The sequence below is a fragment of the Desulfitobacterium sp. genome, from assembly GCF_034927245.1.
In the GTDB taxonomy this organism is placed as follows: domain Bacteria; phylum Bacillota; class Desulfitobacteriia; order Desulfitobacteriales; family Desulfitobacteriaceae; genus Desulfitobacterium_A.
The window spans coordinates 11,831-35,759 of the sequence record NZ_JAYFQK010000011.1 but is presented as its reverse complement, the minus strand read 5'-3'; the positions used below and the strand labels follow the sequence as shown (position 1 = coordinate 35,759).

Annotated in this window: 21 protein-coding genes, 2 tRNA genes and 1 pseudogene; 11 read left to right on the top strand and 13 right to left on the bottom strand. The window is 42.1% G+C overall.

Going from position 1 to position 23,929, the window contains the following annotated elements; all coding sequences use genetic code 11:
* Positions 1 to 55: 55 nt before the first annotated feature.
* The gene (locus VB077_RS03515; protein ID WP_323413832.1) at positions 56 to 847 is read right to left on the bottom strand and encodes a GntR family transcriptional regulator; all 792 of its coding nucleotides are present in this window, start codon (positions 845 to 847) and stop codon (positions 56 to 58) included.
* A 239-nt stretch (positions 848 to 1,086) separates the two neighbouring features.
* Between VB077_RS03515 and VB077_RS03510 the strand changes: the two genes are divergently transcribed.
* Entirely contained in the window at positions 1,087 to 1,929 is an 843-nt protein-coding gene (locus tag VB077_RS03510; RefSeq protein WP_323413831.1) for a class II fructose-bisphosphate aldolase, read from the top strand.
* Between the two features lie 76 nt (positions 1,930 to 2,005).
* Here the strand turns inward: VB077_RS03510 and VB077_RS03505 are convergent, their stop codons facing one another.
* From VB077_RS03505 to VB077_RS03480, 6 genes are all read right to left on the bottom strand, one after another.
* A complete protein-coding gene (locus VB077_RS03505; protein WP_323413830.1) occupies positions 2,006 to 2,776 on the bottom strand; it encodes a GntR family transcriptional regulator in 771 nt (256 codons plus the stop codon).
* Positions 2,777 to 2,871: 95 nt separating this feature from the next.
* Positions 2,872 to 3,891, bottom strand: coding sequence for a helix-turn-helix domain-containing protein (locus VB077_RS03500; RefSeq protein ID WP_323413829.1), 1,020 nt, complete (start codon positions 3,889 to 3,891; stop codon positions 2,872 to 2,874).
* A gap of 52 nt (positions 3,892 to 3,943) precedes the next feature.
* Entirely contained in the window at positions 3,944 to 5,041 is a 1,098-nt protein-coding gene (locus VB077_RS03495) for a sn-glycerol-3-phosphate ABC transporter ATP-binding protein UgpC (RefSeq protein ID WP_323413828.1), read from the bottom strand.
* 108 nt (positions 5,042 to 5,149) lie between these two features.
* The gene (locus tag VB077_RS03490; RefSeq protein ID WP_323413827.1) at positions 5,150 to 6,595 is read right to left on the bottom strand and encodes a lactate racemase domain-containing protein; all 1,446 of its coding nucleotides are present in this window, start codon (positions 6,593 to 6,595) and stop codon (positions 5,150 to 5,152) included.
* Between the two features lie 103 nt (positions 6,596 to 6,698).
* Complete coding sequence (locus VB077_RS03485; RefSeq protein WP_323413826.1) at positions 6,699 to 7,628, bottom strand: triose-phosphate isomerase family protein; 930 nt, start codon at positions 7,626 to 7,628, stop codon at positions 6,699 to 6,701.
* A gap of 46 nt (positions 7,629 to 7,674) precedes the next feature.
* Positions 7,675 to 8,460: a sulfite exporter TauE/SafE family protein gene (locus tag VB077_RS03480; RefSeq protein WP_323413825.1), complete on the bottom strand. Its 786-nt coding sequence runs from the start codon at positions 8,458 to 8,460 to the stop codon at positions 7,675 to 7,677.
* Positions 8,461 to 8,798: 338 nt separating this feature from the next.
* Between VB077_RS03480 and VB077_RS03475 the strand changes: the two genes are divergently transcribed.
* From VB077_RS03475 to VB077_RS03465, 4 genes and pseudogenes are all read left to right on the top strand, one after another.
* A tRNA-Thr gene (locus VB077_RS03475) sits at positions 8,799 to 8,874 on the top strand.
* A gap of 172 nt (positions 8,875 to 9,046) precedes the next feature.
* A pseudogene (locus tag VB077_RS16550) lies at positions 9,047 to 9,919 on the top strand (ABC transporter transmembrane domain-containing protein); the annotation flags it as partial.
* 252 nt (positions 9,920 to 10,171) lie between these two features.
* Entirely contained in the window at positions 10,172 to 10,792 is a 621-nt protein-coding gene (locus VB077_RS16545) for an ATP-binding cassette domain-containing protein (RefSeq protein ID WP_416337021.1), read from the top strand.
* The gene (locus VB077_RS03465) at positions 10,782 to 12,527 is read left to right on the top strand and encodes an ABC transporter ATP-binding protein (protein ID WP_323413823.1); all 1,746 of its coding nucleotides are present in this window, start codon (positions 10,782 to 10,784) and stop codon (positions 12,525 to 12,527) included. Before VB077_RS16545 ends, VB077_RS03465 begins: the two co-directional genes overlap by 11 nt.
* Here VB077_RS03465 and VB077_RS03460 read toward each other — a convergent pair.
* Positions 12,524 to 13,300, bottom strand: coding sequence for a histidinol-phosphatase HisJ family protein (locus VB077_RS03460; RefSeq protein WP_323413822.1), 777 nt, complete (start codon positions 13,298 to 13,300; stop codon positions 12,524 to 12,526). The two genes, VB077_RS03465 and VB077_RS03460, sit on opposite strands and share 4 nt — an antisense overlap.
* Before the next feature lie 207 nt (positions 13,301 to 13,507).
* Between VB077_RS03460 and VB077_RS03455 the strand changes: the two genes are divergently transcribed.
* Positions 13,508 to 13,792, top strand: a complete 285-nt coding sequence (locus VB077_RS03455; protein WP_323413821.1) for a hypothetical protein — start codon at positions 13,508 to 13,510, stop codon at positions 13,790 to 13,792.
* A 187-nt stretch (positions 13,793 to 13,979) separates the two neighbouring features.
* Positions 13,980 to 15,251, top strand: a complete 1,272-nt coding sequence (locus VB077_RS03450; protein WP_323413820.1) for a [Fe-Fe] hydrogenase large subunit C-terminal domain-containing protein — start codon at positions 13,980 to 13,982, stop codon at positions 15,249 to 15,251.
* 6 nt (positions 15,252 to 15,257) lie between these two features.
* Here the strand turns inward: VB077_RS03450 and citF are convergent, their stop codons facing one another.
* Genes citF through citD form a run of 3 tightly spaced genes read right to left on the bottom strand, consistent with a single transcriptional unit; the run spans position 15,258 to position 17,855 of the window.
* Positions 15,258 to 16,802, bottom strand: a complete 1,545-nt coding sequence (gene citF, locus VB077_RS03445) for a citrate lyase subunit alpha (protein WP_323413819.1) — start codon at positions 16,800 to 16,802, stop codon at positions 15,258 to 15,260.
* Positions 16,803 to 16,835: 33 nt separating this feature from the next.
* A complete protein-coding gene (locus tag VB077_RS03440) occupies positions 16,836 to 17,540 on the bottom strand; it encodes an HpcH/HpaI aldolase/citrate lyase family protein (RefSeq protein ID WP_323413818.1) in 705 nt (234 codons plus the stop codon).
* A gap of 42 nt (positions 17,541 to 17,582) precedes the next feature.
* Complete coding sequence (citD, locus tag VB077_RS03435) at positions 17,583 to 17,855, bottom strand: citrate lyase acyl carrier protein (protein WP_323413817.1); 273 nt, start codon at positions 17,853 to 17,855, stop codon at positions 17,583 to 17,585.
* A gap of 264 nt (positions 17,856 to 18,119) precedes the next feature.
* On the opposite strand from citD, the gene VB077_RS03430 reads away from it, so the two are divergent.
* The 4 genes from VB077_RS03430 to VB077_RS03415 all read left to right on the top strand — a co-directional run bounded on the left by VB077_RS03430 (position 18,120) and on the right by VB077_RS03415 (position 21,711).
* Positions 18,120 to 18,596, top strand: coding sequence for a DsrE/DsrF/DrsH-like family protein (locus tag VB077_RS03430; RefSeq protein WP_323413816.1), 477 nt, complete (start codon positions 18,120 to 18,122; stop codon positions 18,594 to 18,596).
* A 530-nt stretch (positions 18,597 to 19,126) separates the two neighbouring features.
* Positions 19,127 to 19,201, top strand: a tRNA-Thr gene (locus VB077_RS03425).
* A 534-nt stretch (positions 19,202 to 19,735) separates the two neighbouring features.
* On the top strand, positions 19,736 to 20,725 hold the full coding sequence (locus tag VB077_RS03420; protein ID WP_416337020.1) for a virulence RhuM family protein: 990 nt from the start codon (positions 19,736 to 19,738) through the stop codon (positions 20,723 to 20,725).
* A 386-nt stretch (positions 20,726 to 21,111) separates the two neighbouring features.
* On the top strand, positions 21,112 to 21,711 hold the full coding sequence (locus tag VB077_RS03415) for a 4Fe-4S binding protein (RefSeq protein WP_323413814.1): 600 nt from the start codon (positions 21,112 to 21,114) through the stop codon (positions 21,709 to 21,711).
* Here the strand turns inward: VB077_RS03415 and VB077_RS03410 are convergent.
* Both VB077_RS03410 and VB077_RS03405 read right to left on the bottom strand, forming a co-directional pair.
* A complete protein-coding gene (locus VB077_RS03410; RefSeq protein WP_323413813.1) occupies positions 21,697 to 22,458 on the bottom strand; it encodes an alpha/beta hydrolase in 762 nt (253 codons plus the stop codon). The two genes, VB077_RS03415 and VB077_RS03410, sit on opposite strands and share 15 nt — an antisense overlap.
* Positions 22,459 to 22,572: 114 nt before the next feature.
* Positions 22,573 to 23,907 carry an acetyl-CoA hydrolase/transferase family protein gene (locus VB077_RS03405; RefSeq protein ID WP_323413812.1) on the bottom strand — a complete coding sequence of 445 codons (1,335 nt, stop codon included), beginning with the start codon at positions 23,905 to 23,907 and terminating at the stop codon, positions 22,573 to 22,575.
* Positions 23,908 to 23,929 lie beyond the last annotated feature (22 nt).

Below are 23,929 nucleotides of genomic sequence, written 5' to 3'. Positions count from 1 at the left end.
ATTATTTGACTAGGAATATGCCTCTTAAAAGTTTCACCCCTTTCAGTCTTGTATTTTACGGACTGGGATTCCCCGCGAGATAATACCCGGCCACATTCTGATCACTCTTTTCCAGAAGGACTTTATATTTATACCTATCGGCCCGGTATTCATTAATAGAAAGCTCGATCGGCCGGTTTTGCTCGTCATAAGCAATGCGCTCCATTGTCAAAACCGGAAACCCCACTTTTACATTCAAATGCTGAGCTACTTTTTTACGAGCAATGTCCGCACCCACAAACTGTTCTGCCCGAATTAAACATAGATTCAGTTCATTTTTGATAATGTCATAGATTCCTCGCTTCATTAAATCGAATTCGGCAATTTGAACCCCGTATTCGTATGGCCAAAAACTCCTCACATAGGCAATAGGCTCATTGTTGAGTTTTTGGATCTTTTCGATTAAAAACATACTTTCGTTTTGATCACTAAAAATCCTCAACTGCGGTACTTTTTCGAGTTCACTTGCGGATAATTTGACCTCGGAAACGTTTAATACTTCGGCGCAAGGATCATATCCATGAATAATCATTTCATCAAAAAATCCGGTAAGGGCCCCTAGCGTTTCCTCGATCGCGGCTTTTTTCACGAATGTACCTTTTCCCGGTTTACGCTCAAGCCATCCTTCCTGAACTAATTCCGCCACAGCACGTCTTACGGTAGTACTGCTTATCTCATATTTCCCCATTAATTCCTTGTCCGTTGGAAATAATTCGCCCACTCCCCATTTCTCTGCTTTTATACCCTCGCGAAGTACATTTGTCAGCTGGTAATGTAAAGGAATGTGCGTATCTTTGTTTAAACTCATCAGCAGTATACCACCACCTAATACCAAATATCGTATAGTAGTAATATTGCAATATTTGTTCTTGCGGATTAATTATATCCTTTTCGTGAATAAAAGGTCAAGGTATTTTAGACAAAAATTATTGTTTATTTATAATATTGCAATATTGTTGATTTGATTATATTCTATATATGGTAATGTTCAATTGAGTCTAAATGTGTTGCAGATAATAAACAAAAATTCGGAAGGAGTTGGAACGATTGTTAACCACTTCACTAGAAATCTTACAAAGGGCTCAAAAAAACGGGTATGCTGTCGGTGCGTTTAATTTCCATAATCTCGAGATTTTGCAGTCCATATTAGAAACAGCCGAGGCTGAGAGGGCCCCCGTGATTATTCAAACGACTCCTACCTATTTAGAAAACATGGGGGCATCCGCGGCCGCAGGGATGGCTAGAGCAGCTGCGGCCGCTGTAAAAGTTCCGGTTGCTTTACACCTGGATCATAGTGATAACCTAAAATGGATCATTTGGGCCCTGGCCAATGGCTTTACCTCTGTTATGATTGACGGTTCCCGGCTTCCCCTTAATGAAAATATCGCCATTACCACGCGGGCGACAAAAGCCGCTCATGCGGCCGGGGTTACTATCGAAGCTGAGATAGGGAGTATCGGCGGGGTTGAGGACTCTGCTGAAACAGGCCACTCGCCAAGCGGGCTGGCCGATCCCTATGAATCACAGCGGTTTGTTCTTGAAAGCGGCATTGATCTTCTCGCTCCCGCTTTAGGTACTGCCCATGGCATCTATAAGTCCACCCCGAAAATAGATTATGATCGTTTAGCACAAATTCATAATCTTATTCAAGTCCCTCTTGTTTTGCACGGTGGTTCCGGTGTTCCTGACCAAATGGTCCTGGAAGCTGTTGCTAAAGGCATAACAAAGGTAAACATCGGGACTGAGCTAAAAGTCGCTTGGGCACGCTCAATAACCGAAACATTAAAAAGTGAAACAGAACCGTGGAAAGTTGCCGTCAAGGTGCGTGCCGCCGTTCGTGAAGTTGTCCGGCATAAGATCGCTCTTTGCGGGAATAAGGGTAAAGCCTAATTCTGAAGTTAATATTACTACGTATAAGTATAAAAGAATGGGGAGTATCGCATTTTAACGATACTCCCCATTCTTGTTAATGGATAAAGTAACCGGCTACCCTTTGATCACTTTGCTTCAAAAGAACTTTGTATTTATACCTGTCGGCTCGGTATTCATTGATTGAAAGCTCCAGCGGCGAGTTTTGATCATCGTAAGCAATTCGTTGCATCGTTAAAATAGGGAATCCTTTCCTCACGTTTAGATATTCCGCCGTCTTTTTATGGGCAATATCGGCACCCACAAACTCTTCCGCCCTGATTAAATTTATTTCTAATTCCTTTTTGATAATGTCGTAAATGCCCCTTGTCGTTAAATCAAATTCGGCTATACGTGAGCCATAATCATACGGCCAATAACTCCTGACATAAGCAACCGGTTCACCGTTTAGCTTTTGTATCTTTTCAATCAAAAAGACTTTTTGCTCGTTAAATATCCTGAGTTGCGGAACCTTTTCCAATTCTTTATCATCGATATTTACCACGGAAAGGTTCAGAATATCTGCGCTGGGATGAAATCCATGACTGATCATTTCATCAAAAAAACCGGTTAAATTGCCTAATGTTTCTTCGACGGGTGCTTTTTTTACGAAAGTCCCCTTCCCCGGTTTACGTTCAAGCAATCCTTCTTGAACTAATTGGGCTACGGCTCGTCTTACGGTTGTACTGCTTATATTGTATTTCTCCATCAATTCTTTATCCGTCGGAAATAATTCGCCGACACCCCATTTTTCTTTGATTATTTCCCCTCGAAGATCGTTTGTTAATTGGTAATGCAAAGGAATGGGGGCATTCTTATCTAGACTCATTTACTAAACCTCGCCTCTATATACTATTGTATGTTAACAATATTGTATATTATATTTTATTTCCTTTAAATGATCAAGTCCCCCAAAATTATACACTATTTCTTGATCGTCTTTTGCAACCAAATACCAAGATAAAGATCAATGGCTTGTTTGAAGTCGCGAGGATTATGCCCTGTAAGGTTTGTTACCTTATCCAGGCGATAAATCAGGGTATTACGATGAATATAAAGTACACGGGATGCTTCAGAAAGATTCATGTTCAAAGCAAAAAACGTCTCCAACGTTTCCAGCAGCTCTTGATTAAGATCTGCTCCATTAAAAGCCTCTTGCAAAAATCGATGAACATTTTCTAAAGACGAATTTTCAATAAGTCTGTAAAGTCCTAATTTCCAAGAAACCAAGCCTACTTCGCCCGGAAAAAAATGGGGTTGTAAATCAGCGAGATTGAGAACCTCTTTATACCCTAGCCATATATTTGAGGAATCCGGATAGCCCACATACGTCGAAGCGAAGATTCCCAATTCATCACCCATCAATGAATGAATGGTTTGAATCAAGGATTCACACCATTGATATAAGTCTGTAGGTTTTGAGTATTCTAAAGCAATGGAACGCGTTGATATAAATACAAAGATATCGAGTTGATTCACCCAAAAAACTTTATACTTGGGCAATATATTTTTTAAAACGACAGGTACTTCCTCATTCCATTTACGCAGGCGAATAAGCATAGGAAATCCGTTGTCAAGCGTTGGCAGATGATGTATTTTTATGTTTTGTTCAAAGAAATCGTTGCTCCATTCCCCTTGAACAGCTGCCGCAAGCATCATCTCCCACGTCCATCTCTTCTCTTTGCCCACACCGTCCGCACTTTGGAGAATATTCATCGATATTTCCTCCGCCAAAAGCGTGAGTATTTGAACAGAGAATTCATGGGTACTTTCTTCATTATCGGGGACATACCCCAATTCGACGTTTTCCTTGGCCACCTGAAACGAAATCATGATTGGTTTTTCGCCTTGTAATGTTTGATTTCGCAAATTCCATTGAAAAAAACGAAGTCCTGTTTTCTCGCTTAAACGGAGACATAGAATATCAAGCTGATGTTGATCCATTTTCCGCTTACTCCTTAGTTAGGATGCATCATTCGTTTTTTGTTAGGGTTAATTAATGGAGAGACCCTTGTGTATCGGCATCAAAATAATGAACCGCCTGCATATCAAAGGCGATTTGAAGTGGTTTTGCTACTTGTGCCTTGCTCGTTGCTTCAAAACGGGCGGTAATATTGACCCCATTCACCGGGAAATGAACATAATTCTCCGAACCCATGGGTTCCACAACCTCAACTTCAACCTGAAAACTCCATTCAGGATGATTTGTGACAACCTCATCATCATAGATGTCTTCCGGACGAATGCCAAGCACAATTTCTTTGCCTACATAAGGAGCTAATTTAACTTTTTGTTCGTCAAGGGCCTGTACTCGGAAAACAGGTGTTTCCAGCCAGTAATGTCCTTGATCCTCGACAACTTTTGCCTTCTGAAAATTCATGGATGGAGAACCGATAAACCCGGCAACAAACATATTCTTCGGATGATCATACAAATTCATTGGCGTATCCACTTGATGGATAAAACCGTCTTTCATAACAACAATACGATCACCCATCGTCATAGCCTCAGTTTGATCGTGGGTAACATAAATGAACGTTGTCTGTATACGATGACGCAACTTCGCAATTTCCGAACGCATTTGAACTCTCAACTTAGCATCGAGATTTGATAAGGGTTCATCCATTAAAAACACTTGCGGCTCACGAACAATAGCTCTGCCTAACGCAACCCGTTGTCTTTGACCTCCGGATAAAGCCTTTGGCTTGCGGTCCAACAAATGTTCAATATCCATAATACGCGCCGCTTCTCTTACCTTGGTATCGATCTCTTGTTTAGGTATCTTACGCAATTTTAAGCCAAAAGCTATATTTTCATAAACGTTCATATGAGGATATAAAGCATAACTTTGAAATACCATCGCGATATCACGATCCTTAGGCTGAAGATCATTTACAAGTCGATCCCCGATGTAGATTTCTCCTTCTGTAATATCTTCCAAGCCCGCAACCATTCTAAGCGTCGTTGATTTACCACAACCCGAAGGTCCGACAAAGACAACAAATTCCTTATCTTGGATTTCAAGATTGAAGTCATGCACAACGGTATTTTCGTTAAATTTTTTGACTACATTTTTAAAGGTAATGGCTGCCATATGAATTCCTCCTATAAAAATGATATTCTATGATATCAGTTTATAGGAAGTCAGATATAAGGCCAATATTCAAAGTTACCAAAATGACTATACAAACCCAACAAAATTCTATTGACCTTCGCCCTTCATACAAAGATGAACGGCGGCGGTTTTAAAGGTCAAAGGCAAAGCCAAAATATTTGGGTTTTCACCAACGAATTTCTTCTTGGCATCGACTAAAGCTTCTTCAAAGGTTGCCCTCGTCTTCAGGCCCATTGCCCTGGCAATCCCCGGTTCCTGTGCTCCAACGATATAAATCGCCGAGGTATTCATTTCAGCGATATGACCGCAGGTCATCATCGAGAAACCATGGAAAGGATGAAATGCATTGCCATAACGGTATTTTCTAATATATTCTTGATTCGTTGCAAAATATTCAGCGTAACGGCTCATATCTGCCAGCGTATTCATATGATCTTTTTGAAACATACGGTAAAGCTCCGGGATATATGGCCATAACTCTTCGTGGAAATAACCGTTACATGTTGAGGAACATAGGATCACACAGTTATCCTTCATGATCCTCTTGTGGCGAATCACCTGGGCCGATAACGCCTGCATCATCATAATTGGATTGGTACCCATGCCATCCCCATAGTGGAAGGACTGTGGCATGCCAAATACCAAGACATCGTATTTTTTCTCCGCCCAATTGACGTAAGTACGTTTATCCGCGGTTTTCCACGAGATGGGCTGCATTTCCTTCGCATACCCGCTATTAATCTCAATTTGTCTTGATTTCGTATCCAAAACAGCATCACAACAGAAAAACTTTTTACCCATGCATTTTTCCATATGCTGACCTATTTCATCAAACTTAGTCCGCATCAGGGAGTGACTGCTGACAGGAGTAAAGTCCTTGCGATGCATCACTTCCGGTATGTGGTGTGAGGCAATGCTGCGCCAGTGGGTAATACCCGTTGCACAGTGTTTATAGCCTCCGGAATAACCCCCGTAAGGATTACCCTGAGTGTGACCGATTAATATAGCGACATCAGAATCATAAACATACTTATTCATCAGCACCGGATCTCCGCGATCTGTTGTACCAAGATCGACCAAATGCTTATAATCCTCACTGTCATGGTTGATAATCTGATGAGAATACCAAAACTCATGAAAAAGATCTGCCCCTAATACGTTGAAAATCTCTTCTTTCGTATTTTTTCTATGCAGACCATTGGAACAAATCAGTAAAATGTCCTTTTTCCCAACACCGGCTTTATAAAGTTCCTCCAGAATTATCGGAATTGATATTTTACGGTGAGACGTGGGCTGTTCCCCGCCTTTTACCCTGTCAGGAAAAACAATCACAACTTTGGAACCTTTTTTTGCTAATTGAGAGAGGGGTTCCATCCCTATAGGATGCAAAATGGATTTTCGAGTGGCGGCAACCAGCTGATCTTCCGGAATACACGGAGGATCCGGAACAGTGATTCCCGGAATAAAAACATCGGCGGTATCCGGCAAATCGGCAGACATCGTACCTTGACCATATTCAAACTCCAGTTTCATATGATCGCTCCCTATCTTTGTTTTTTTCTTTACGCCTGGGGACTGTACGGCATAAGTCGGCGATATGAACCAGGAATCCCCCGACTTTAGCCGCGGGGAGAAGTCAACGTATATATTGACTGATGATTTTCTTTAAGTCTTTCACATAAAATCCTATTTCGCCGGAGAAACGGGTAAGTGCCACCAGACCGCCATCAATCGTCTCGATGCTTGAAATCATTGCGGCATTTTCTTCTTTTAAACCGCCGCCGTAAACGACCGGAACATTAAAACCGTAAATTTCCTTGACCGTATCCTTTATGAACTTGGAAATCTGGGCGATGTATTCCCTGCCGGGAGGTGTTTTGCCCGGGCCAATGGCCCAAATGGGTTCATAACCTATAACAATCTTTCGATTGGGAAGATAGTCTATTCCGCCGCACAGACCGCGCTTCAATTGGCCATAAAGGACATTCTGGGTACGCCTCCGCTGCTCTTCAAAGTTGCCCCTACCCCGCTCTTCGGCAGTTTCACCGATGCAAAGCAGGACATCCATGCCCTGTTCCAGAGCAGACAATACCTCACGGTTAATAAGACTATCGACGGCGACAGCACACCGCTCCCGAAGAACATCCGACTGATTCCAATCGGGTTGAAATGCTCCGATAATTTCCTGCTTATCATGACGTTCCTCGGAATGTCCGATGATCGTCCATCGGCATCCCATTTGATAAGCACTGGCGGCCGGCATATTTGCGGTAAAAGCACCAAAATTCTCTCCGGCCTTAATATTGTTCCTAAATACACTTTGACAGCCCACTTTCAGATTGGCTCTCATATTTTCCGGATATTCCCTAAGCTTTTCTTGCGCGGGAATAATTAGGGCTTCCGGCACCATGTACACAACATTCACATTTTCTAAAGAGCCGATTCCCAGTTTCATACTTTCGGAAATGACCTCTTCTATCCACTCCTTAGCATTGTCCCTTGGGCAAACACCGCCTTTAGAACGAGGGACATCAAACCGTTTAAGGTTTATAAATATTTCTTTCATATTTGTCTTCAACTCCCTCACCCTGTTGTTTGCTGATTTTACATGATCAGATTGTAAATCTGACTAGGTTGTAAATATTTATGCCGACAATTACAATCATTAATCCGATAAACAGTTTGTCCACGACTTCCGCGGAGATTTTCTTATTGATACGGCCGCCTATTACTCCGCCAACTACACCTGCAAAAACCATTAATGCTAAAATCAAAGCACTGACCTGTGGGACAGTTCCGCCCACTACAGTTTGAAAAAGGCCTGCGAATTGAGAAAACATAATGATATACAAGGAATTTGCCGCTGCCTTTTTTGTATCCATTGATAAGAAATAGAATAAAACGGTAAGATTAATAGGGCCTCCGCCAATTCCAAGGAAAGTTGAAATCATACCCAGACCCAGGCCTATCAGAGCACATAACATCACGTTCTTAATATTGCGAGTATGTATTTTATGAGAATTCACACTGTACAAAAGGGAGCCTAAGGTAACAACAATCAATAGACCCGCCTGGACTGCTCCCAGATGATTTTCATTCTGAAAAATAGCCTTAACCAGTTCAAATATCCATTTACCCAGCACTCCGCCGATTATTCCGCCTATTGCAAGGGGTGTACTCGATTTAATATCGATAATTTCCTTCTTGCTTAAAAAATTCCTTAGAACGGAAATAGTCGACATGGATAGCACCGTACATCCGGACAGAAAGCTGATAGCACTGACGCTCATCGTTCCAGTGGCATCAAGTACCGGTTTGATGATAACACCGCCGCCAATTCCACAGATTTGTCCTATCGTCGATGCCAGAAAACTGACTAAAAAAAACAGTAGATACATATTAAGCTCCAATTAATTTAATGTATTTATCCGATGTTTTATCCGATGACTAACCGCCACTAAAACTTCCACTTCCTAATTTAGAGATAAGTGGCGCTAAGTCCCTGGATAAGTCAACTAAACTACAGGTTACCTGTAGTAAGTTTCCTATATCCGAAGATTTTTCTTTAGTTCATTACATGTTCATTTTACTACATTCAAACTTAAATTGATAAATTTCGTCAATAAATTTAATATATCCGATTCAGGTGAATTCAAGAAAGATATTTCATAAAAAGAGTTGAAAATCAAATTACCTTATGATATTATAAGCAAGTGTCACGGGACAACTGAGACATGCCGATGTAGCTCAATTGGTAGAGCAGCTGATTTGTAATCAGCAGGTTACAGGTTCGAGTCCTGCCATCGGCTCCATATGAAGCATAAGCCTGCAAACGATTGCAGGCTTTTATTATTACAGGGACAGGCTTTTGAGTGAGTAAGCCTGTCCCTTTTATTTTTACACAATAATGATTCCATCCGGTGTTTATCTTTACATAATCAATATCTCTGTCTATGATATAAACATTGGAAATGAGGTGGACTTATGGCAAATTTAAGGATAGAGCCTATGGAGCATCCCGATCGAATCATCAATTATTGGACAAGGGAAAAATTCGTTGTCGCCTGCATCATCATATTTGGCCTTGGGTTTAACAGTGCCACCATTTTAGGTCCTATTTATCAAGGCAAGATGATCGATGCTCTTGTCCGAGGGGATAGCTTAAGCGCTGTCCTCAAAGTTGCCGTTACCTTCGTTGCCGTTATCGCCATGATTCAACTGATGCGCTATTTTAAGCGCTTTTACATACGACGCTTTGCTAATAGTACAAGTGCCGTTATGCGGTTCATGATCTATAACGATATCATGAATAAAAACATTGCCGCGTTGGATCAAGAGAACATCGGCAACTTAATGACCCGGGCCATTTCCGATGTTGACCTCTGTGTCGAAGGGATGCGTAAGTTTTCCACCGAGATCTTTGATACGGGTGTACTTATGATCGCCTACCTTCTATCGATGATGGTTTATGATGTAAAAATCACGATCCTCTCCACCCTTTTCATCCCGGTTGCCATGTTGCTTGCGGAAAAACTAAAAATACTCATATATTCCTATTCGATTGAATTTCGCAAAAAAAGCAGTGAATTAACCGATATTACCTATGATACCCTTGAAAACGCGCTCGTCTATCGTGTTACCGGCATGGAAGCGCAAAACAGAGCAAAATATACCGTTGAATTAAAAGATCTGCAGAACAAGGCGATTAAAGCCAATCTCGTAGAAAGCTCGATGATGCCCCTCTACAAAGTGATCGGATCGTTAGGCATTGTTCTGGTCATTTACCTCGGCGGGTCAAAAGTGATTGAAGGAGGCTGGACGGTCGGTGTCTTTTCGACCTATCTCACGATGTTTACCTTGATGAGCGGTAAAGGAGGCCGAGCCGCAAAACTCTTTAATTCTATCCAAAAATCACAAGTCTCTTGGAAGCGGATCAAACCCTATCTTACCGAATACAAACGTAAAGATACTGCATCAAACATCGGTGATGGCGACACCCAACTCTCCGTTAAAAACCTCAGTTTTTCTTACCCGGACAGTGAGTCATCTATTCTTGAAAACATCAGTTTTGAAGGAAAACAAAGCGAAATCATTGGCATTACCGGTTCTATCGCTTCAGGGAAGTCTACCCTCGGACTCGCCTTATTGGGGTTATATCCCTATCACGGCAGCATCAAAATTGACGGCAAGGAGCTGAAAGATTACTCTGATTACGAACGGAGTCAGATGATTTCCTATCTCGGCCACAAGCCTCAATTGCTTTCAGACACCCTTTATAACAATATTACACTGGGTCAGGACCAAGACATCACGGCTGTTTTGGCGGATGTCTGCTTCGATACGGATTTAGCCGCAATGCCTGACGGAGAAAATACCTTAGTGGGTAACGGCGGAATTCGCTTAAGCGGCGGACAGCAAGCAAGAATCGCCCTGGCCAGAACCCTGTTAAATAAAAATAAAATTATTGTTTTAGACGACCCTTTTTCAGCCATTGACATGAAAACCGAAGAAAAAATCATTGAAAATCTAAAAAAGCATTACCAACAGAGCCTCATCCTTCTGATTTCGCACCGCTTAGCCATTTTCAATCAGATTAACCGGATTATGCTTCTCCATGAGGACAAGACTGTCGATTATGGGACTCATGAAGAACTGCTAAAAAGCGCCACACTTTATGCCACGATCTTTAATTTGCAATATGCCGAGGGGGCTGGCCGGATTGAACCCTAATTTAGTCCAAAAATCAATACTAAACGTTCTTAAGAAAAACCCTCGTCTTGATATTTTACTTGTCTTTACGATTTGCGGCATCGTTATTGTCTCGCTCATACCGCCCCAGATCTTAAAGCAGATTATTGATTATAACCTTGTCCCTAAAACTAAGGACAACCTTCTTAGCTTCGCCTTCGCCTATCTCGGCGCACTCTTTCTGATTGGTGTTTTGGGATCGCTCAGAGATGGTGGACTGACCATTTTCGGTCAAAAAATAACCAGCGAAATTCGAACCGGAATGATGGAAAAACTAGAAAAAGTGAGTTCTCTTTTCTTCTCTAACCATGAATCAGGCATCGTGGTCTCCCGTTTTACAAACGATGTCGATACAATTAACTCCATGTTCACTGACGGCATCGTCGGCTTGATCATCGACTGCTTTAAAATCATTGGTATTGTCATCTCAATCGGCCTCTTCAGCCGGAAACTAGGGTTGATCGTTCTCTTGCTGCTCCCTATTATTTACACCATTACGCGGGTTTTTCAAAAAAGGATGCTTAAGGCCCAAATTGCTAACCGTGTTTTGGTGGGCAAGGTGAATAACCATATTTCCGAGAGTTTAAACAATATCCGAATGATCAAATCTTTCAGCAAAGAAGATTATATGGAAAAGAATTATACCGCATATTTATTGGATAACTATAAGACTGTTGAGAAAATCAATTTTTATGACTCAGTGTATTCCCCCATCATCCTGATTCTCCGCGCGCTTGTCATCGCCACAATCGTCATTCTTTCCTCGGAACAGCTGAATTATTTAGGAATTTCATTAGGGATGGTTGCCGCTTCCATCGAGTTAGTTTCCGATTTATTTAAACCCGTTGAGAATCTGGGGATGGAGCTTCAAAACATTCAGCAATCCTTATCCGGTATTCAACGGGTCAATGAATTTTACCGTGAACCGGAAGATAACTTGAAAGACGCAAAGCTGAGTGCCGAAAGGATTATCCCCTCGCGGAAAGATGTTAAATTATCCTTCAATCATGTGAGCTTTCATTATGAAGAAGGAATTCAAGTTCTCAAAAACATCAATCTTCATATAAGCCCCCAGGAAAAAGTCACCTTTGTAGGGCGAACAGGGGTTGGCAAATCCACCTTGTTCAAGTTGGTGATGGGACTTATGAAGCCTTCTTTAGGGAGTATCACCCTCAATGGATTTGATGTTTATTCTATCCCTAACCTCGAGAAGCGCAGGATATTCGGTTATGTCAGCCAGAGTTTTAATTTGTTTAAAGGAACAGTGGCCGAGCAGATCAGTTTACAGGATGAGAGCATTTCACGCGAACAAATTGAAAAAGCGCTAGCTTTTGTCGGTCTGACGGATTATGTAGCTTCTTTAGAAAACGGCCTTGATACCCTGGTCACCCATGATACTCTTTTTTCGCAAGGACAAAAGCAATTGCTTTCCATCGCCAGAGCAATCGTCACAGACCCTCCCATTCTCCTGTTGGACGAAATTACCGCGAATCTCGATTCCATCACTGAGAAAAAAATAGTGTCTGTTTTGCAAAGGGCGAGTCAGGCTCACACCATCTTGTCCATATCCCATCGTTTATCCTCAATGATTGCCTGTGATACTGTCGTCATTCTCGAAAATGGCAAGGTCAAAAATTCAGGCTCTCCCGAGGAGCTTTTACAAAAGGATAATTGGTATCGCAGCCATATGGCCTTAGAAAAGCTGACGTGGAGTTAGAGCGCTATAAATGTAGGGTTCCGCTGTTCAAAGGCGCAGTAATAGCGGAAGCCGGTATCTCGAAGGGCTTGAAATCCTTCTTCCATCGTGTGCATAGAGCGATAATGATGGGCATCTGACCCGAGGGTAATAATTTCCCCGCCTATTTCCCTATAAAAGCGGAGAATCCGAAAATCTAAATCAATGAGCGGTACACGCGTATTTAATTCAATCCCCTTGCCCTGATCCACCAGGCCCTGAAGAATGGCGCGAATAAGATCATCATAATCACTCCAGTTAAAATCTGCAGGGCTTACATGCAACCGTTCAAAAAAGCGTTTGAACAACGTGATATGACCTAAAACCGAAAAATCAAAGAGGGTGATCCTTTCCAGCAGGGCTTGGAAATACGCTCTGACAGACTCTTGGATCCGATCGCTTCTAAAAAAGTTCCCCTTAAAAAGATCGACTTCATCAATAAAGTGCAAGGAGCCAATTAAAAAATCGAAGTCTTTGCCCTCTAAATAATCTGTAATCTGCTTTTTGGCCCTTTTATCAAAACCAATTTCCAATCCTACTTTCAGTGACAATTCCTTATGATATTTCCTTTGGGCTTTCTCGATCGAGCGTCTATATTCAGGGTAGTCTACCCAATCATTGTCTGCAAATTCAAGATGGTCTGTAAAACAAAGTTCTGAAATTCCCAGTTGGCTTGCCTTGTTACAAGCCTCCTCCATGGTCTGCATTCCATCCCTGGAAAATTGCGAATGGATGTGATAATCTGCTATTTTCATTCTTATGGCCTCCATAATTCCACCGTTATTATAACAAGTTTATACTGCTCATCCAACTAAAGCTAGTTCTAATTTATTTATCGATCGCAGTAAATCGACTATCTTTTTCGAACCTTGCAACATTAGCTAAAAAACTTTCCTTTCTTCCATAACGTTGTATAATAAAAAACGTATTCTAAAAGACAAAATATGTTTGAGGTGGTTTAAATGAGTATTTACGAAATTATCATGTTAGTTTGTTTTGGCGCCGCTTGGCCTTTTTCGATTTATAAATCATATACCTCACGCTCAAGTAAAGGCAAAAGCGCTTTTTTCTTAATGGTAGTTATCATTGGCTATATCGCGGGAATTCTAAACAAAATCTTTTATAGGTTTGATGGTGTAATCTATCTCTACATTCTTAACCTTGTCATGGTGTTAGCCGATCTTGTGCTTTATTATCGCAATAATAGAATTTCGGCTGAAGAACCCGAATCAGAGGGCTCCTTCTAAAATATAAATTCAATATAACCTCAATGGAAACTTAATAGAAATTCAATAGAAGTACTTTATAAAAAGCCTGACGGGGTAATCATGATTACTCCGTCAGGCTTTTTATAAAGTATGAAAGTCTATCCCCCTTATTTTTCCTTGTTGATTCGGACAAACTATGATGTGATTCAAACAAGGGGGATTATGAATGAGTAAACTGACCTATGCGCAAATCTTTAATCGGTTAGTCAGAGCATCCTACAACGGAAATCTTGAACAGGAAATTGAGGAAATTCAAGCGGACGGGGATGCAACGACGCAAAAATATGTTTATTATGCCCTGGGAAATGGGGATCCGGATAAAGTCGTTTTTCAATTGAACGATGAAAACGACAATTCGAAAGAAGATCTTCACCGAGAAGCACCTTGCCTCTTTGACGATATTGTTTACGACATGGAAGGAAAAGTTGTCGTCCAGGACCGAAACTGTGAGAACTGCGGTGAATTGATTGAAACCTGTTCCCTTAATAACCTTATCGATAAAAAGGAATTTATTCCCCTCATTGATATTCTTAAGAAAAAAGAGGTTCCTGTTTTCGCTATCGTTGCTCCTGCCATCATCGGTCAATTCGGAGAAAATGTGACCATGGGGCAGCTCCGCTCTGCATTTAAGCATCTTGGTTTTTTCGGCATGATCGAAGTCGCCATGTTTGCTGATATTCTCAGCCTAAAAGAGGCCCTGGAATTTGACAGAGCCGTAAATAGCCACGAGGATTTCGTTTTAACCAGCTGCTGCTGCCCCGTATGGGTCGCTATGGTAAAACGGGTTTATCACGCGTTGGTTCCTCATATTCTCCCCTCCGTATCCCCTATGGTCGCCTGTGGGCGAGGGATCAAACGGCTTCATCCGGAGGCTAAAGTTGTTTTCATCGGACCGTGTATCGCCAAAAAAGCAGAGGCCAAAGAACCCGATATCCGTGATGCTGTCGATGCGGTTCTTACGTTTGAAGAAGTCCAGCAAATCTTCGAGGCGACAGGCATCAACCCTGCGGAAATGGAGGATATTCCAAGTGAACATTCTTCAGCGGGGGGACGCATCTATGCGCGAACAGGCGGTGTCAGCAAAGCTATCTCAGACACTTTAGACCAGTTAAGACCGGATAAACCGATTAAAATTAAAGCCGTTCAAGCCAATGGAGCACGTGAATGCAAGGAGCTTTTGCAGGCTATCAGCAATGGAGATATAACCGCAAACTTTTATGAAGGCATGGGCTGTAAAGGAGGATGTGTCGGGGGCCCTAAGGCACTTCTAAAGCCCGAACTTGGGACCATCCATGTTAATGCTTATGGTCTTTCAGCCCATGCCCTCACGCCGGTAAATAATCCCTATGTTATGGAACTTCTAGATCATCTGGGGATAGAAGATGTGGAAAGTTTGCTCGAAGGTGAATCGGCACAGATTTTTCAGCGTAAATTTTAACGGAGTTTAGCCCAGTACTTTCCGAACAACGTCAATGACTGTCCCATCCCGATACTCAACGATAGCTACAACTTGATCTCCCACTTGAATGGGCTCAGGTTTTCCGGTTAAACGTTCCGCCAAATCTTTAAGCTCTTCTATCGTCTTCAGCGGCAAGTCCGTCCCTTTGAGTTTTTCGATGAGGTCAGTACGCCGCGGATTGACGGCAATTCCTCGTTCTGTTACAAGGACATCCACCGTCTCACCCGGAGTAGCAACCGTGGTTACCTTATCTTTCACAACAGGCAAACGTCCCTTGGTTAAGTTCGTAACAACAATCGAGATTTTTGAACCTGCCGCTGTATCATTATGACCACCCGATGCCCCGATAATGACACCATCAGAACCGGTCACAACATTAACATTGAAATCGGTGTCTATTTCCGTAGCTCCTAAAATCATGATGTCCAGATTATTGACCACCGCACCTCTGTTGTGCGGGTTGCCATAAAGTGAACCGCTCATCCATTGGTGTTTTTCGTTATCGCGCAAGGAAGCAATGGCTTTAAAGTCAAAGCACTGCACATCAAAGAGCGTCCTGAATAATCCTTCTTTGAGCATATCAACCATATAACCGGTGATTCCGCCGGCAGCGAAGCTTCCTACGACATTCTTTTCCTTCATGAATTTCCTGACTTCAGCTGCAACGGCCAAGGAGGTTCCTCCCGCACCGGTTTGGAAAGACATACCCTCTTTAATATAGCCTGTCGCTTCGATCACTTGAGCAGCAAGCTTAGCAATCCGTAAACCGACGGGGTCCTTGGTTACGGTCAAGGTTCCGGAAACAATACCATTGGGATCGCCGATTGAATCGACCTTCACGACGTAATCGACAAGGTCCTGTGTAATCTCAATCGGGCAAGCCGGATAGGGAACAAGATTATCCGTAATTGCTACGACACAGTCTGCATATTGGGCATCAGGAACTGCATAAGCTAGAGTTCCGCAGGCGGCCTTTCCATAAACGCCGTTCATGTTTCCATAATCGTCACACGTCGGAGCAGCAATAAAGGCCACATCAATATGAATATCACCGCTTTCAATCGCGCGAGGACGTCCGCCGTGACTCATAAGTACCGCCGGGTTCTTCAAAAGTCCTTTGGAAATCGCCTTTGCTACCGGACCGGGGGCAATATAGTTAACATTGATCCCCGTAACTGTCCCGTCCTTGATCATTTCGACCAAGGGTTCATGAATCGGGAAGATGCCTGTTGCAGCAATGGTAATATCCTTAATTCCGCGTTTGGCGATTGCTGCCATGACCAGATTCAGTACATAGTCTCCGTTTCTTAGATGGTGATGGAACGAAACCGTCATGCCATCACGAATTCCTACTTTATCTAAAACCTCATCAATCGTATCAATCAGTTTAACTTCACCCGGTTTTTTGGAACGCAGTTTCACAGTTGTTTTACAACGATCTCCATAGTTGGCGAAGGCCCCTTCAAAAGGCTTAACTTTACCATATCCTTCAATATATTCCGGGATTTCACGACCTACACTATTTTTCATGTCATTCCCCTCGTTTCAATTCAATTATGTTAATTAAGCAAATATGCGATGAATGATATCGATTTGACGACCATTGATGGCTGCTTTGCCGCTAAAGCCTAAGTTATGCGCCTTACTTGCATCTATCTCCAATCCCTCGGGATCATTACCGTCATTATAAGGGGTATCAAAGCTGTCCAGGCCTGCCACCCGACAAGCTAAAGCTACTTTGCTCCGAGCATAAAGAATTTCTTCGCCCTCTCTCGTTCGGGTTATGCCCAATTCTTTGGCTAATCCGTCTCCATTGAAGAATACACCGGCAACTCTTGTTGAAGCGGCAAGTATAGAGGAAACGTCTTCAAGCGCTTTGACCGATTCAATAACCGGATATAGTTTTATTTTACCTTGCTCTAATCCTGCCTCTTTCTCAGCCTTATCAAGCCGTTTCTCGACATCTTGAAGTGTTTTGACACTTGCCTGAGGAATCATTAAGGCGGCAGGATTAGCCTTGGCTACAACTTCAATGTCCTCTGCACCAAAACCGGATTCAAGGGTATTAATTCTTACGACAATATCGACATTTTCATAATCCATAAACCCAATGGCTTCTTTAACCAGCAAGCGTGCACAATCTTTTTCCTCGTTTGACACTCCCTCTGCCAAATCCAGTACAAGTAGATCCGGATTAAATACAGAGGCATCTTGAAGCCGCTTCGGACTATTTCCTGAAATAATCAGCATACTTCTGTTATGACTCATCTTCGATTCTCCCTTTCATTATTTTAAATCTATAACATCTGGTTAGGACGCAGCCCTTTCCAGTGCGGCTTGAACTCTCGCCCGAAGCGTATAATCTAAAGACCCTTTGTCTTGAGCTTTAACGATTACATCTTCAAAGCCAAGTTCTTCAACCGTTTCACGAATCACTTTCTTGATTTGCCGACCAAATTGTTTCTCAATAACTCGTTTGGTTTCGAGTTCTACCTTAATCCCACCCTCTAGATTCGGAGCAACTGTGATAAGTACATCACTTGATTCTACTGCTCCGGCCTGTGCTGTTTTTGTGATTTTCATGCATTAGCCCTCCTTAACCCTAATTTTTCTTCGAAAATTAAAAATATCTTCCCTAAACTTATAATATCTGTATATTATCGAATTTTGTCAAATCTTGAATTCCGCTGATTATAATATATTGTGCACGATTACGAGGATTATGATGACTTAAGAGACTGTTTTTCTAATTTTAAGAAAAATACACCCTGTGTATACTTTCTAAACTTTTGAAGAAAATAAAGAAGAAAATGAAATAGAAATTAAAGTAAATAACGAGGAAGCAATATGAATAAGAAAATGAATTTACTGATCTTCAGCGGCGACTATGATAAAGCTCTGGCAGCATTGATCCTGGCAAATGCGGGTCGTGAAATGGGCATGGATGTTACCCTGTTCTTTTCCTTCTGGGGGCTCATGCTTGTTCGGGATCCCGAAAAGCTTAGTTTTGAGGATAAAACTCCTTTTGAGCAAATGTTTGGGCTTGTTACCCCTAAAGGAATAGAAGATTTGCCCTTATCCAAAATGAACTTCGCAGGCTTAGGCAAAGCAATGCTCCAAGACATGATGGAGGATGACAAAACACCCTCCTTAACCGATTTCCTGAACGGAGCACGTAAGAAGGGCGTTAAATTTTACGGGTGTAAACTTTCCGTTGAAGTTATGGGTTTAAAGGAAGAAGAGCTTTTGCCTGAGGTAGAAGTCATAACTGCCAAACAATATCTGGAAGATGCCCTTGAATCGCAAATTCAGCTTTTCATTTAAAACTTAACTTTCCGTTTAAAATCTAAAATCAAATAAAATTTGGAATCAAATAGAAGAATCCCCACGTCTGGGGATTCTTTGCGCAAGCCTGAAAGATTATAAGCGTCTAGTTTTTATTGGACTAGATTGCTTATCTTCCTGACTCTTACAAAAAAGTATCACGTAGCATGCTTAAAGTCAATGTTTTCTACAAATATAGACATCAAAACCTATGACAAATCCCTGAATTTGGGACTTAATATTGCAAAAGATAAAGAAATTTATCCGATAACTAACCACCACTGAGACTCCCACTTCTTAAGGGGGAGATAAGTGGCGCTAAGTCCCTGGACATAGGAAGCTTGCTTGCTTGCTTGCTTTGCAAGTTTAGCTGACTTGTCCTCTGTGGGGATAAGTCAACTAAACTTCAGATGAATTAAACTCCACCTGAAGTAAGTTTCCTTTATTATAGAGAAGCGATTGGTGAATTAGATTTACGATAGCTGTTGACTTTAGCCTCTAAATAAAGTAAAATGATACACGTCTCAAATGCCGATGTGGCTCAGAGGTAGAGCAGCTCACTCGTAATGAGCAGGTCGTCGGTTCGATTCCGACCATCGGCTCCAGTAGAACGTAGACCCCGCAAGCGATTGCGGGGTTTTTGGTTTTATAATTTGACCAGTTCATGTTGCCATTTAAGCTTTTATTTGACAATCAGTTGATAAAGTCTTTACGGGAAAAAGCATACATATTTTCACAAGGAATTAGGGTAATCAAACCTAAAGAACCAGATAAGCTTTAATCTAATCTTTATCCACTATTCCCCCGTTAATATAGAAGGAATAAACTTAAATATGTTGAAATCAATTCCATATAATAGACAAGCATGGAATTGGTGCAATAGCCGGTGTGAAAACAGCAAAGACGTGGTTCAGATGTTCGCGGGGCTGGTCAAGTGTTCAAAATGCCGCCCGTCCCTAAACGTCAGCTTCGATATCTTGGTATAATAAATCTAAATAGACAAATTTCTCGATCGATTTTACCCCCCGAATTCGATGGATTTAAAATCTTAACTACTAAATTACTTCACAGCAGGGGTAATTTATTTCATATATGGAAGGTGATACGAGTTGGAGCACGAAGATAAAATCATTTTATATATGACGGACAGCGGTAAAGTGGCTGTTTCAGTTCGCTTTGAAGATGAAGACTTTTGGATGACGCAAAAAGCGATTGCGGAGCTGTTTGAAACGGAACGGAGCGTTATAACAAAGCATCTTTCCAATATCTATAAGGAAGAAGAATTGGATAAAAACTCAACCTGTGCAAAATTTGCACAGGTTCAATACGAGGGCAGCCGCGAGGTTTCTCGTTTAGTGGATTTCTATAACCTTGATGCAATCATAGCCGTTGGATACCGTGTTAATTCAAAAAAAGCCACACGATTTCGGCAGTGGGCGACAAAAACTCTGCACGAATATATCCAAAAAGGCTTTGTCTTAAATAATGAGTTGCTTAAAAACGGAAGGCCTTTTGGTAAGGATTATTTTGATGAATTGCTGGAACGCATCCGTGAGATTCGGGCCAGTGAGCGAAGAGCTTACCAGAAAATTGCTGATGTGTTCGAACAATGCAGCTACGATTATGATAAAAAAAGCAACCTTACGCGGGAGTTTTATGCCTTTGTGCAGAACAAGCTTCACTATGCCATCACAGGAAAAACTGCGGCAGAGTTGATTGCCAAGAGAGCCAACTCTGAGCATCCAACAATGGGACTAACTACTTGGAAGGCAGCCCCGGACGGGAAAATCATTAAGCAAGATGTAGTAATTGCAAAAAATTATCTAAGTGAAAAAGAACTATCACGAATGAACCGAATCGTGGCAATGTTCATTGACTATGCGGAGTTAATGGCGGAGGATGAGATCCCGATGAGCATGGCTGACTGGCTTCGGGAAACTGATAATTTTCTGAAGAACAACCGCAGAAAAGTCCTCGAAGGGAAAGGTAAAGTTTCCCATGGGGATGCTGTAAAAAAAGCCGAGGGAATTTATGAGCAGTTCCGTGTGCGACAGGATAAGAATTATATTTCGCAGTTTGATAAAGAGATGTCCAAATATCTGAAAGGGGAAACGGATAAGGACGAGTAGAAGTTAAGCGGGGTTTGTTTTAGAGGAGGTGCATCTGATGATTGAGAAATGTTCAGAAACAAAAATTAGGTATTTAGAACTGATACAAAATATCATTACACGAATGGCTAATAATAGCTTTATGCTAAAAGGGTGGGCTAACCCCTCCCTCACCAGATTATGAAAGCAAAACATAGTAGCATCGAACAACCACCGGTCGTCGGTTCGATTCCGACCATCGGCTCCAGTAGAACGTAGACCCCGCAAGAAATTGCGGGGTTTTTGGTTTTATTGACTTACTCTTTTTTATATTTTCATAGAATATGTGATTCAAAACACGGTCCGTTCCTTAATTCATGGGTAAGATGAAACTAGAATATCATTCATGCATAAATTGGAGGTATGAAATGAGCAAATTACCCGATTATTTTATAGAGCATTGCCGTCCAAATTGTTCACTAGCAGCAATGGATTGGTCAGAGTTTAACCAAGAGCTTGAAGAAGGTCTGCAAAAGCTTGACCTTAATGCGACTCTAAAAGAACGTTTTCGAGTGTATCTTTACCACCATGTTCCCAAAATCGCCTTGGCGGGATGCCCCAATAGATGTTCTCAACCCCAAATTAAGGATATTGGTGTTACAGGCTTTATAACCCCCCAACTTTCTGAAAACTTTTGTTCGGGATGCCAAACATGTGTCTCTACTTGTTCGGAAAATGCAATTACTTGGCATAATGAGCAAATAAATATTGATCCCAATCTTTGTGTATCCTGTGGTATGTGTATTCGCAGTTGCCCTACTGAAAAAATTATCCCTAAAGAGTCAGGCTGGATGCTTAGTTTAGGAGGTCGCTTAGGAAGGCATCCCCGATTTGCTCAAACTTCAGGAAAAGTCTCAAGTGGGGAAGAAGCTATAAACTGGATCTTAGGTATCTTCCAGGATTATTGTAAGCATGGATTGAGCGAGGAAAGGCTTACTCATTTTCTTGAACGTTCAAAATTGGTTTAGGATTGACTCTGCTATCGCCTTATTGACCGCTTCGGGGTTTTCTCGCATGCTCATATGCCCGGCTGACGGGACCATAACGTATGTAGACATGGGTAATGCTTCATGAAGAGCATGAGAGTACTTCGGAGGTGTCATTTGATCATACTCTCCGCAAAGAATACAGGCAGGTATATTTATATTCTGAATGTCTTTACTCCGATCAAAAGCATCGCACGCTTGGAAATCTGCCAAATAAACTTCCGCTGGGACGCTTTTCATCTCCTCTAACGCCTGGCTGAGTATTTCCAGAGCACTGTTCCGGCTATAAAGGTAAGGAATAATATTGAAAGGCAATTTTCCCTCTGCCAGTTGCTCGAGGGTTTCCGTTTTTACCCGAAGACGCGCTCCCGAATCTACCACAACGATTTCCTTGAGCCATTTGGGCTGAGACAGAGCACATTCTAAAACAATTCCCCCGCCCATCGAATGCCCGGCGAGAATGACTGATTTTAAGTCTAAGGCCTTGATGAAGTCCGCAATAAAGCGGCTATAGTCTTTGATATCATTCATAGCGTTCCCTTCCGAGTGCCCATGCCCGGGTAAATCTAAAGCCAGTAAACGATATCCCTCAATTTGGGAAAGCTGGTTTGCCCAAACTTCACTTGAACCTCCCGCACCATGAATAAATAACACAGCAGAATCGTTACGGCTTGGCGAGGAGCTTTCATTATAGAAAATCTTCTTCCCGTTAACTTGACAGTATGCCATTTTATCTTCCCTCTTCTACAAAAATATAAAATCATCGGATAAAGGAACTTGCTTCAGACTTGGGAATTATCCTCATCTGAAGCAAGTTCAATTTTTTAAAATTATTTATTGCTTCTACGCCAAACTCTTGCTTCTACGCCAAACTCCGAGTTTCTCTGCCTCTTTGATCAAATCCTCACGGAAGTCAGGATGGGCAATTGAAATCAAAGCTTCAGCGCGTTCCCAGGTTGATTTTCCTTTCAAGTTCACAATTCCATACTCGGTGACCAAGTATTGAACGATTGCGCGATGGGTTGTGATCACCGCTCCCGGGGCTAAAATCGGGTTAATCCTCGAACGAAGTTCGCCGCCTTTCTTATAGGTCGACTCCATGGCAATGAAGGATTTTCCCCCCTTAGAACGATACGAACCATAGGCAAAATCAAACTGTCCCCCGGTTCCGCTGATTTGACGGGTTCCCGAAGATTCTGAGCAAACTTGACCCGTTAAATCCACCTCGATACAGTTGTTAATGGAAACAACCTTATCATTTTGGGCAATAATTAACGGATCGTTGGTATAATCAACGGGATAGGCGGCACACATCGGATTATTGTGTAAAAAGTCATAAGTTTTCTGGGTTCCAAAGGAGAATGAATAAGTCACCTTATAGCGATCAAGCGTCTTCTTCGTTCCATTCACACGTCCCGATTCTACCATATCAACCATAGACTCTGTGAACATCTCGCTATGAATACCCAAATCCTTGAGATCGGATTGGGCAATCATCCGACCTACGGCATTCGGCATACCCCCGATACCCAGCTGGATGCAGCTCCCGTCTTCAATCTCAGACATGATATACGTTGCAATTTTCTCCTCGATCTCTGTCGGGGTACCGCTCGGAACCTGGGGCATCTTCCAATTGGCTTCAACAATATAATCCACTTCTGAAATATGGATACTTTCTTCTTTTCCTCCCAAACAGCGCGGTATATTGGGGTTAACCTCAAGAATAATCACTTTTGCCTTGTCACAAATGGCCTTGGTATGGGAAACTTGGGGACCAAAGTTAAAATATCCATGCGTATCCATCGGAGTCACCGGGAGCATTGCCACATCAATATCAAGAAAACGTCGATAATACCCGGGAAGTTCATGGTAAAGCAAAGGAGTATGATAGCAAAGTCCTTGATCATGAAGTTTGCGGTCGAGACCACTAAAATGCCAGTTATTATACACGAAATGTTGCCCGTCCGGATCAACTTTGACGATTTCCGGAGGTCTCAGCGCCGTAACCGCACGTATCTTTACATCAAAAAGTTCATGCTTGCGGGCCGCTAATGCTTTGTCAAGCTCAACAACCTGCCCTGTAAACGAACCATAATCCACCCAATCACCGGACTTGACCACACGAACAGCTTCCTCAGGGGTTACTAATTTTTTCCGGTATTCCTCATTAAAACGCATAAAGCCCCTCCTCTGGATATTT

Coding starts and splice junctions, on each gene's coding strand:
- VB077_RS03515 (WP_323413832.1), bottom strand. CDS start 847: ATGAGTTTAAACAAAGATACGCACATTCCTTTACATTACCAGCTGACA.
- VB077_RS03505 (WP_323413830.1), bottom strand. CDS start 2,776: ATGAGTCTAGATAAGAATGCCCCCATTCCTTTGCATTACCAATTAACA.
- VB077_RS03500 (WP_323413829.1), bottom strand. CDS start 3,891: ATGGATCAACATCAGCTTGATATTCTATGTCTCCGTTTAAGCGAGAAA.
- VB077_RS03495 (WP_323413828.1), bottom strand. CDS start 5,041: ATGGCAGCCATTACCTTTAAAAATGTAGTCAAAAAATTTAACGAAAAT.
- VB077_RS03490 (WP_323413827.1), bottom strand. CDS start 6,595: ATGAAACTGGAGTTTGAATATGGTCAAGGTACGATGTCTGCCGATTTG.
- VB077_RS03485 (WP_323413826.1), bottom strand. CDS start 7,628: ATGAAAGAAATATTTATAAACCTTAAACGGTTTGATGTCCCTCGTTCT.
- VB077_RS03480 (WP_323413825.1), bottom strand. CDS start 8,460: ATGTATCTACTGTTTTTTTTAGTCAGTTTTCTGGCATCGACGATAGGA.
- VB077_RS03460 (WP_323413822.1), bottom strand. CDS start 13,300: ATGAAAATAGCAGATTATCACATCCATTCGCAATTTTCCAGGGATGGA.
- VB077_RS03455 (WP_323413821.1), top strand. CDS start 13,508: ATGAGTATTTACGAAATTATCATGTTAGTTTGTTTTGGCGCCGCTTGG.
- VB077_RS03450 (WP_323413820.1), top strand. CDS start 13,980: ATGAGTAAACTGACCTATGCGCAAATCTTTAATCGGTTAGTCAGAGCA.
- citF (WP_323413819.1), bottom strand. CDS start 16,802: ATGAAAAATAGTGTAGGTCGTGAAATCCCGGAATATATTGAAGGATAT.
- VB077_RS03440 (WP_323413818.1), bottom strand. CDS start 17,540: ATGAGTCATAACAGAAGTATGCTGATTATTTCAGGAAATAGTCCGAAG.
- citD (WP_323413817.1), bottom strand. CDS start 17,855: ATGAAAATCACAAAAACAGCACAGGCCGGAGCAGTAGAATCAAGTGAT.
- VB077_RS03430 (WP_323413816.1), top strand. CDS start 18,120: ATGAATAAGAAAATGAATTTACTGATCTTCAGCGGCGACTATGATAAA.
- VB077_RS03420 (WP_416337020.1), top strand. CDS start 19,736: ATGACGGACAGCGGTAAAGTGGCTGTTTCAGTTCGCTTTGAAGATGAA.
- VB077_RS03415 (WP_323413814.1), top strand. CDS start 21,112: ATGAGCAAATTACCCGATTATTTTATAGAGCATTGCCGTCCAAATTGT.
- VB077_RS03410 (WP_323413813.1), bottom strand. CDS start 22,458: ATGGCATACTGTCAAGTTAACGGGAAGAAGATTTTCTATAATGAAAGC.
- VB077_RS03405 (WP_323413812.1), bottom strand. CDS start 23,907: ATGCGTTTTAATGAGGAATACCGGAAAAAATTAGTAACCCCTGAGGAA.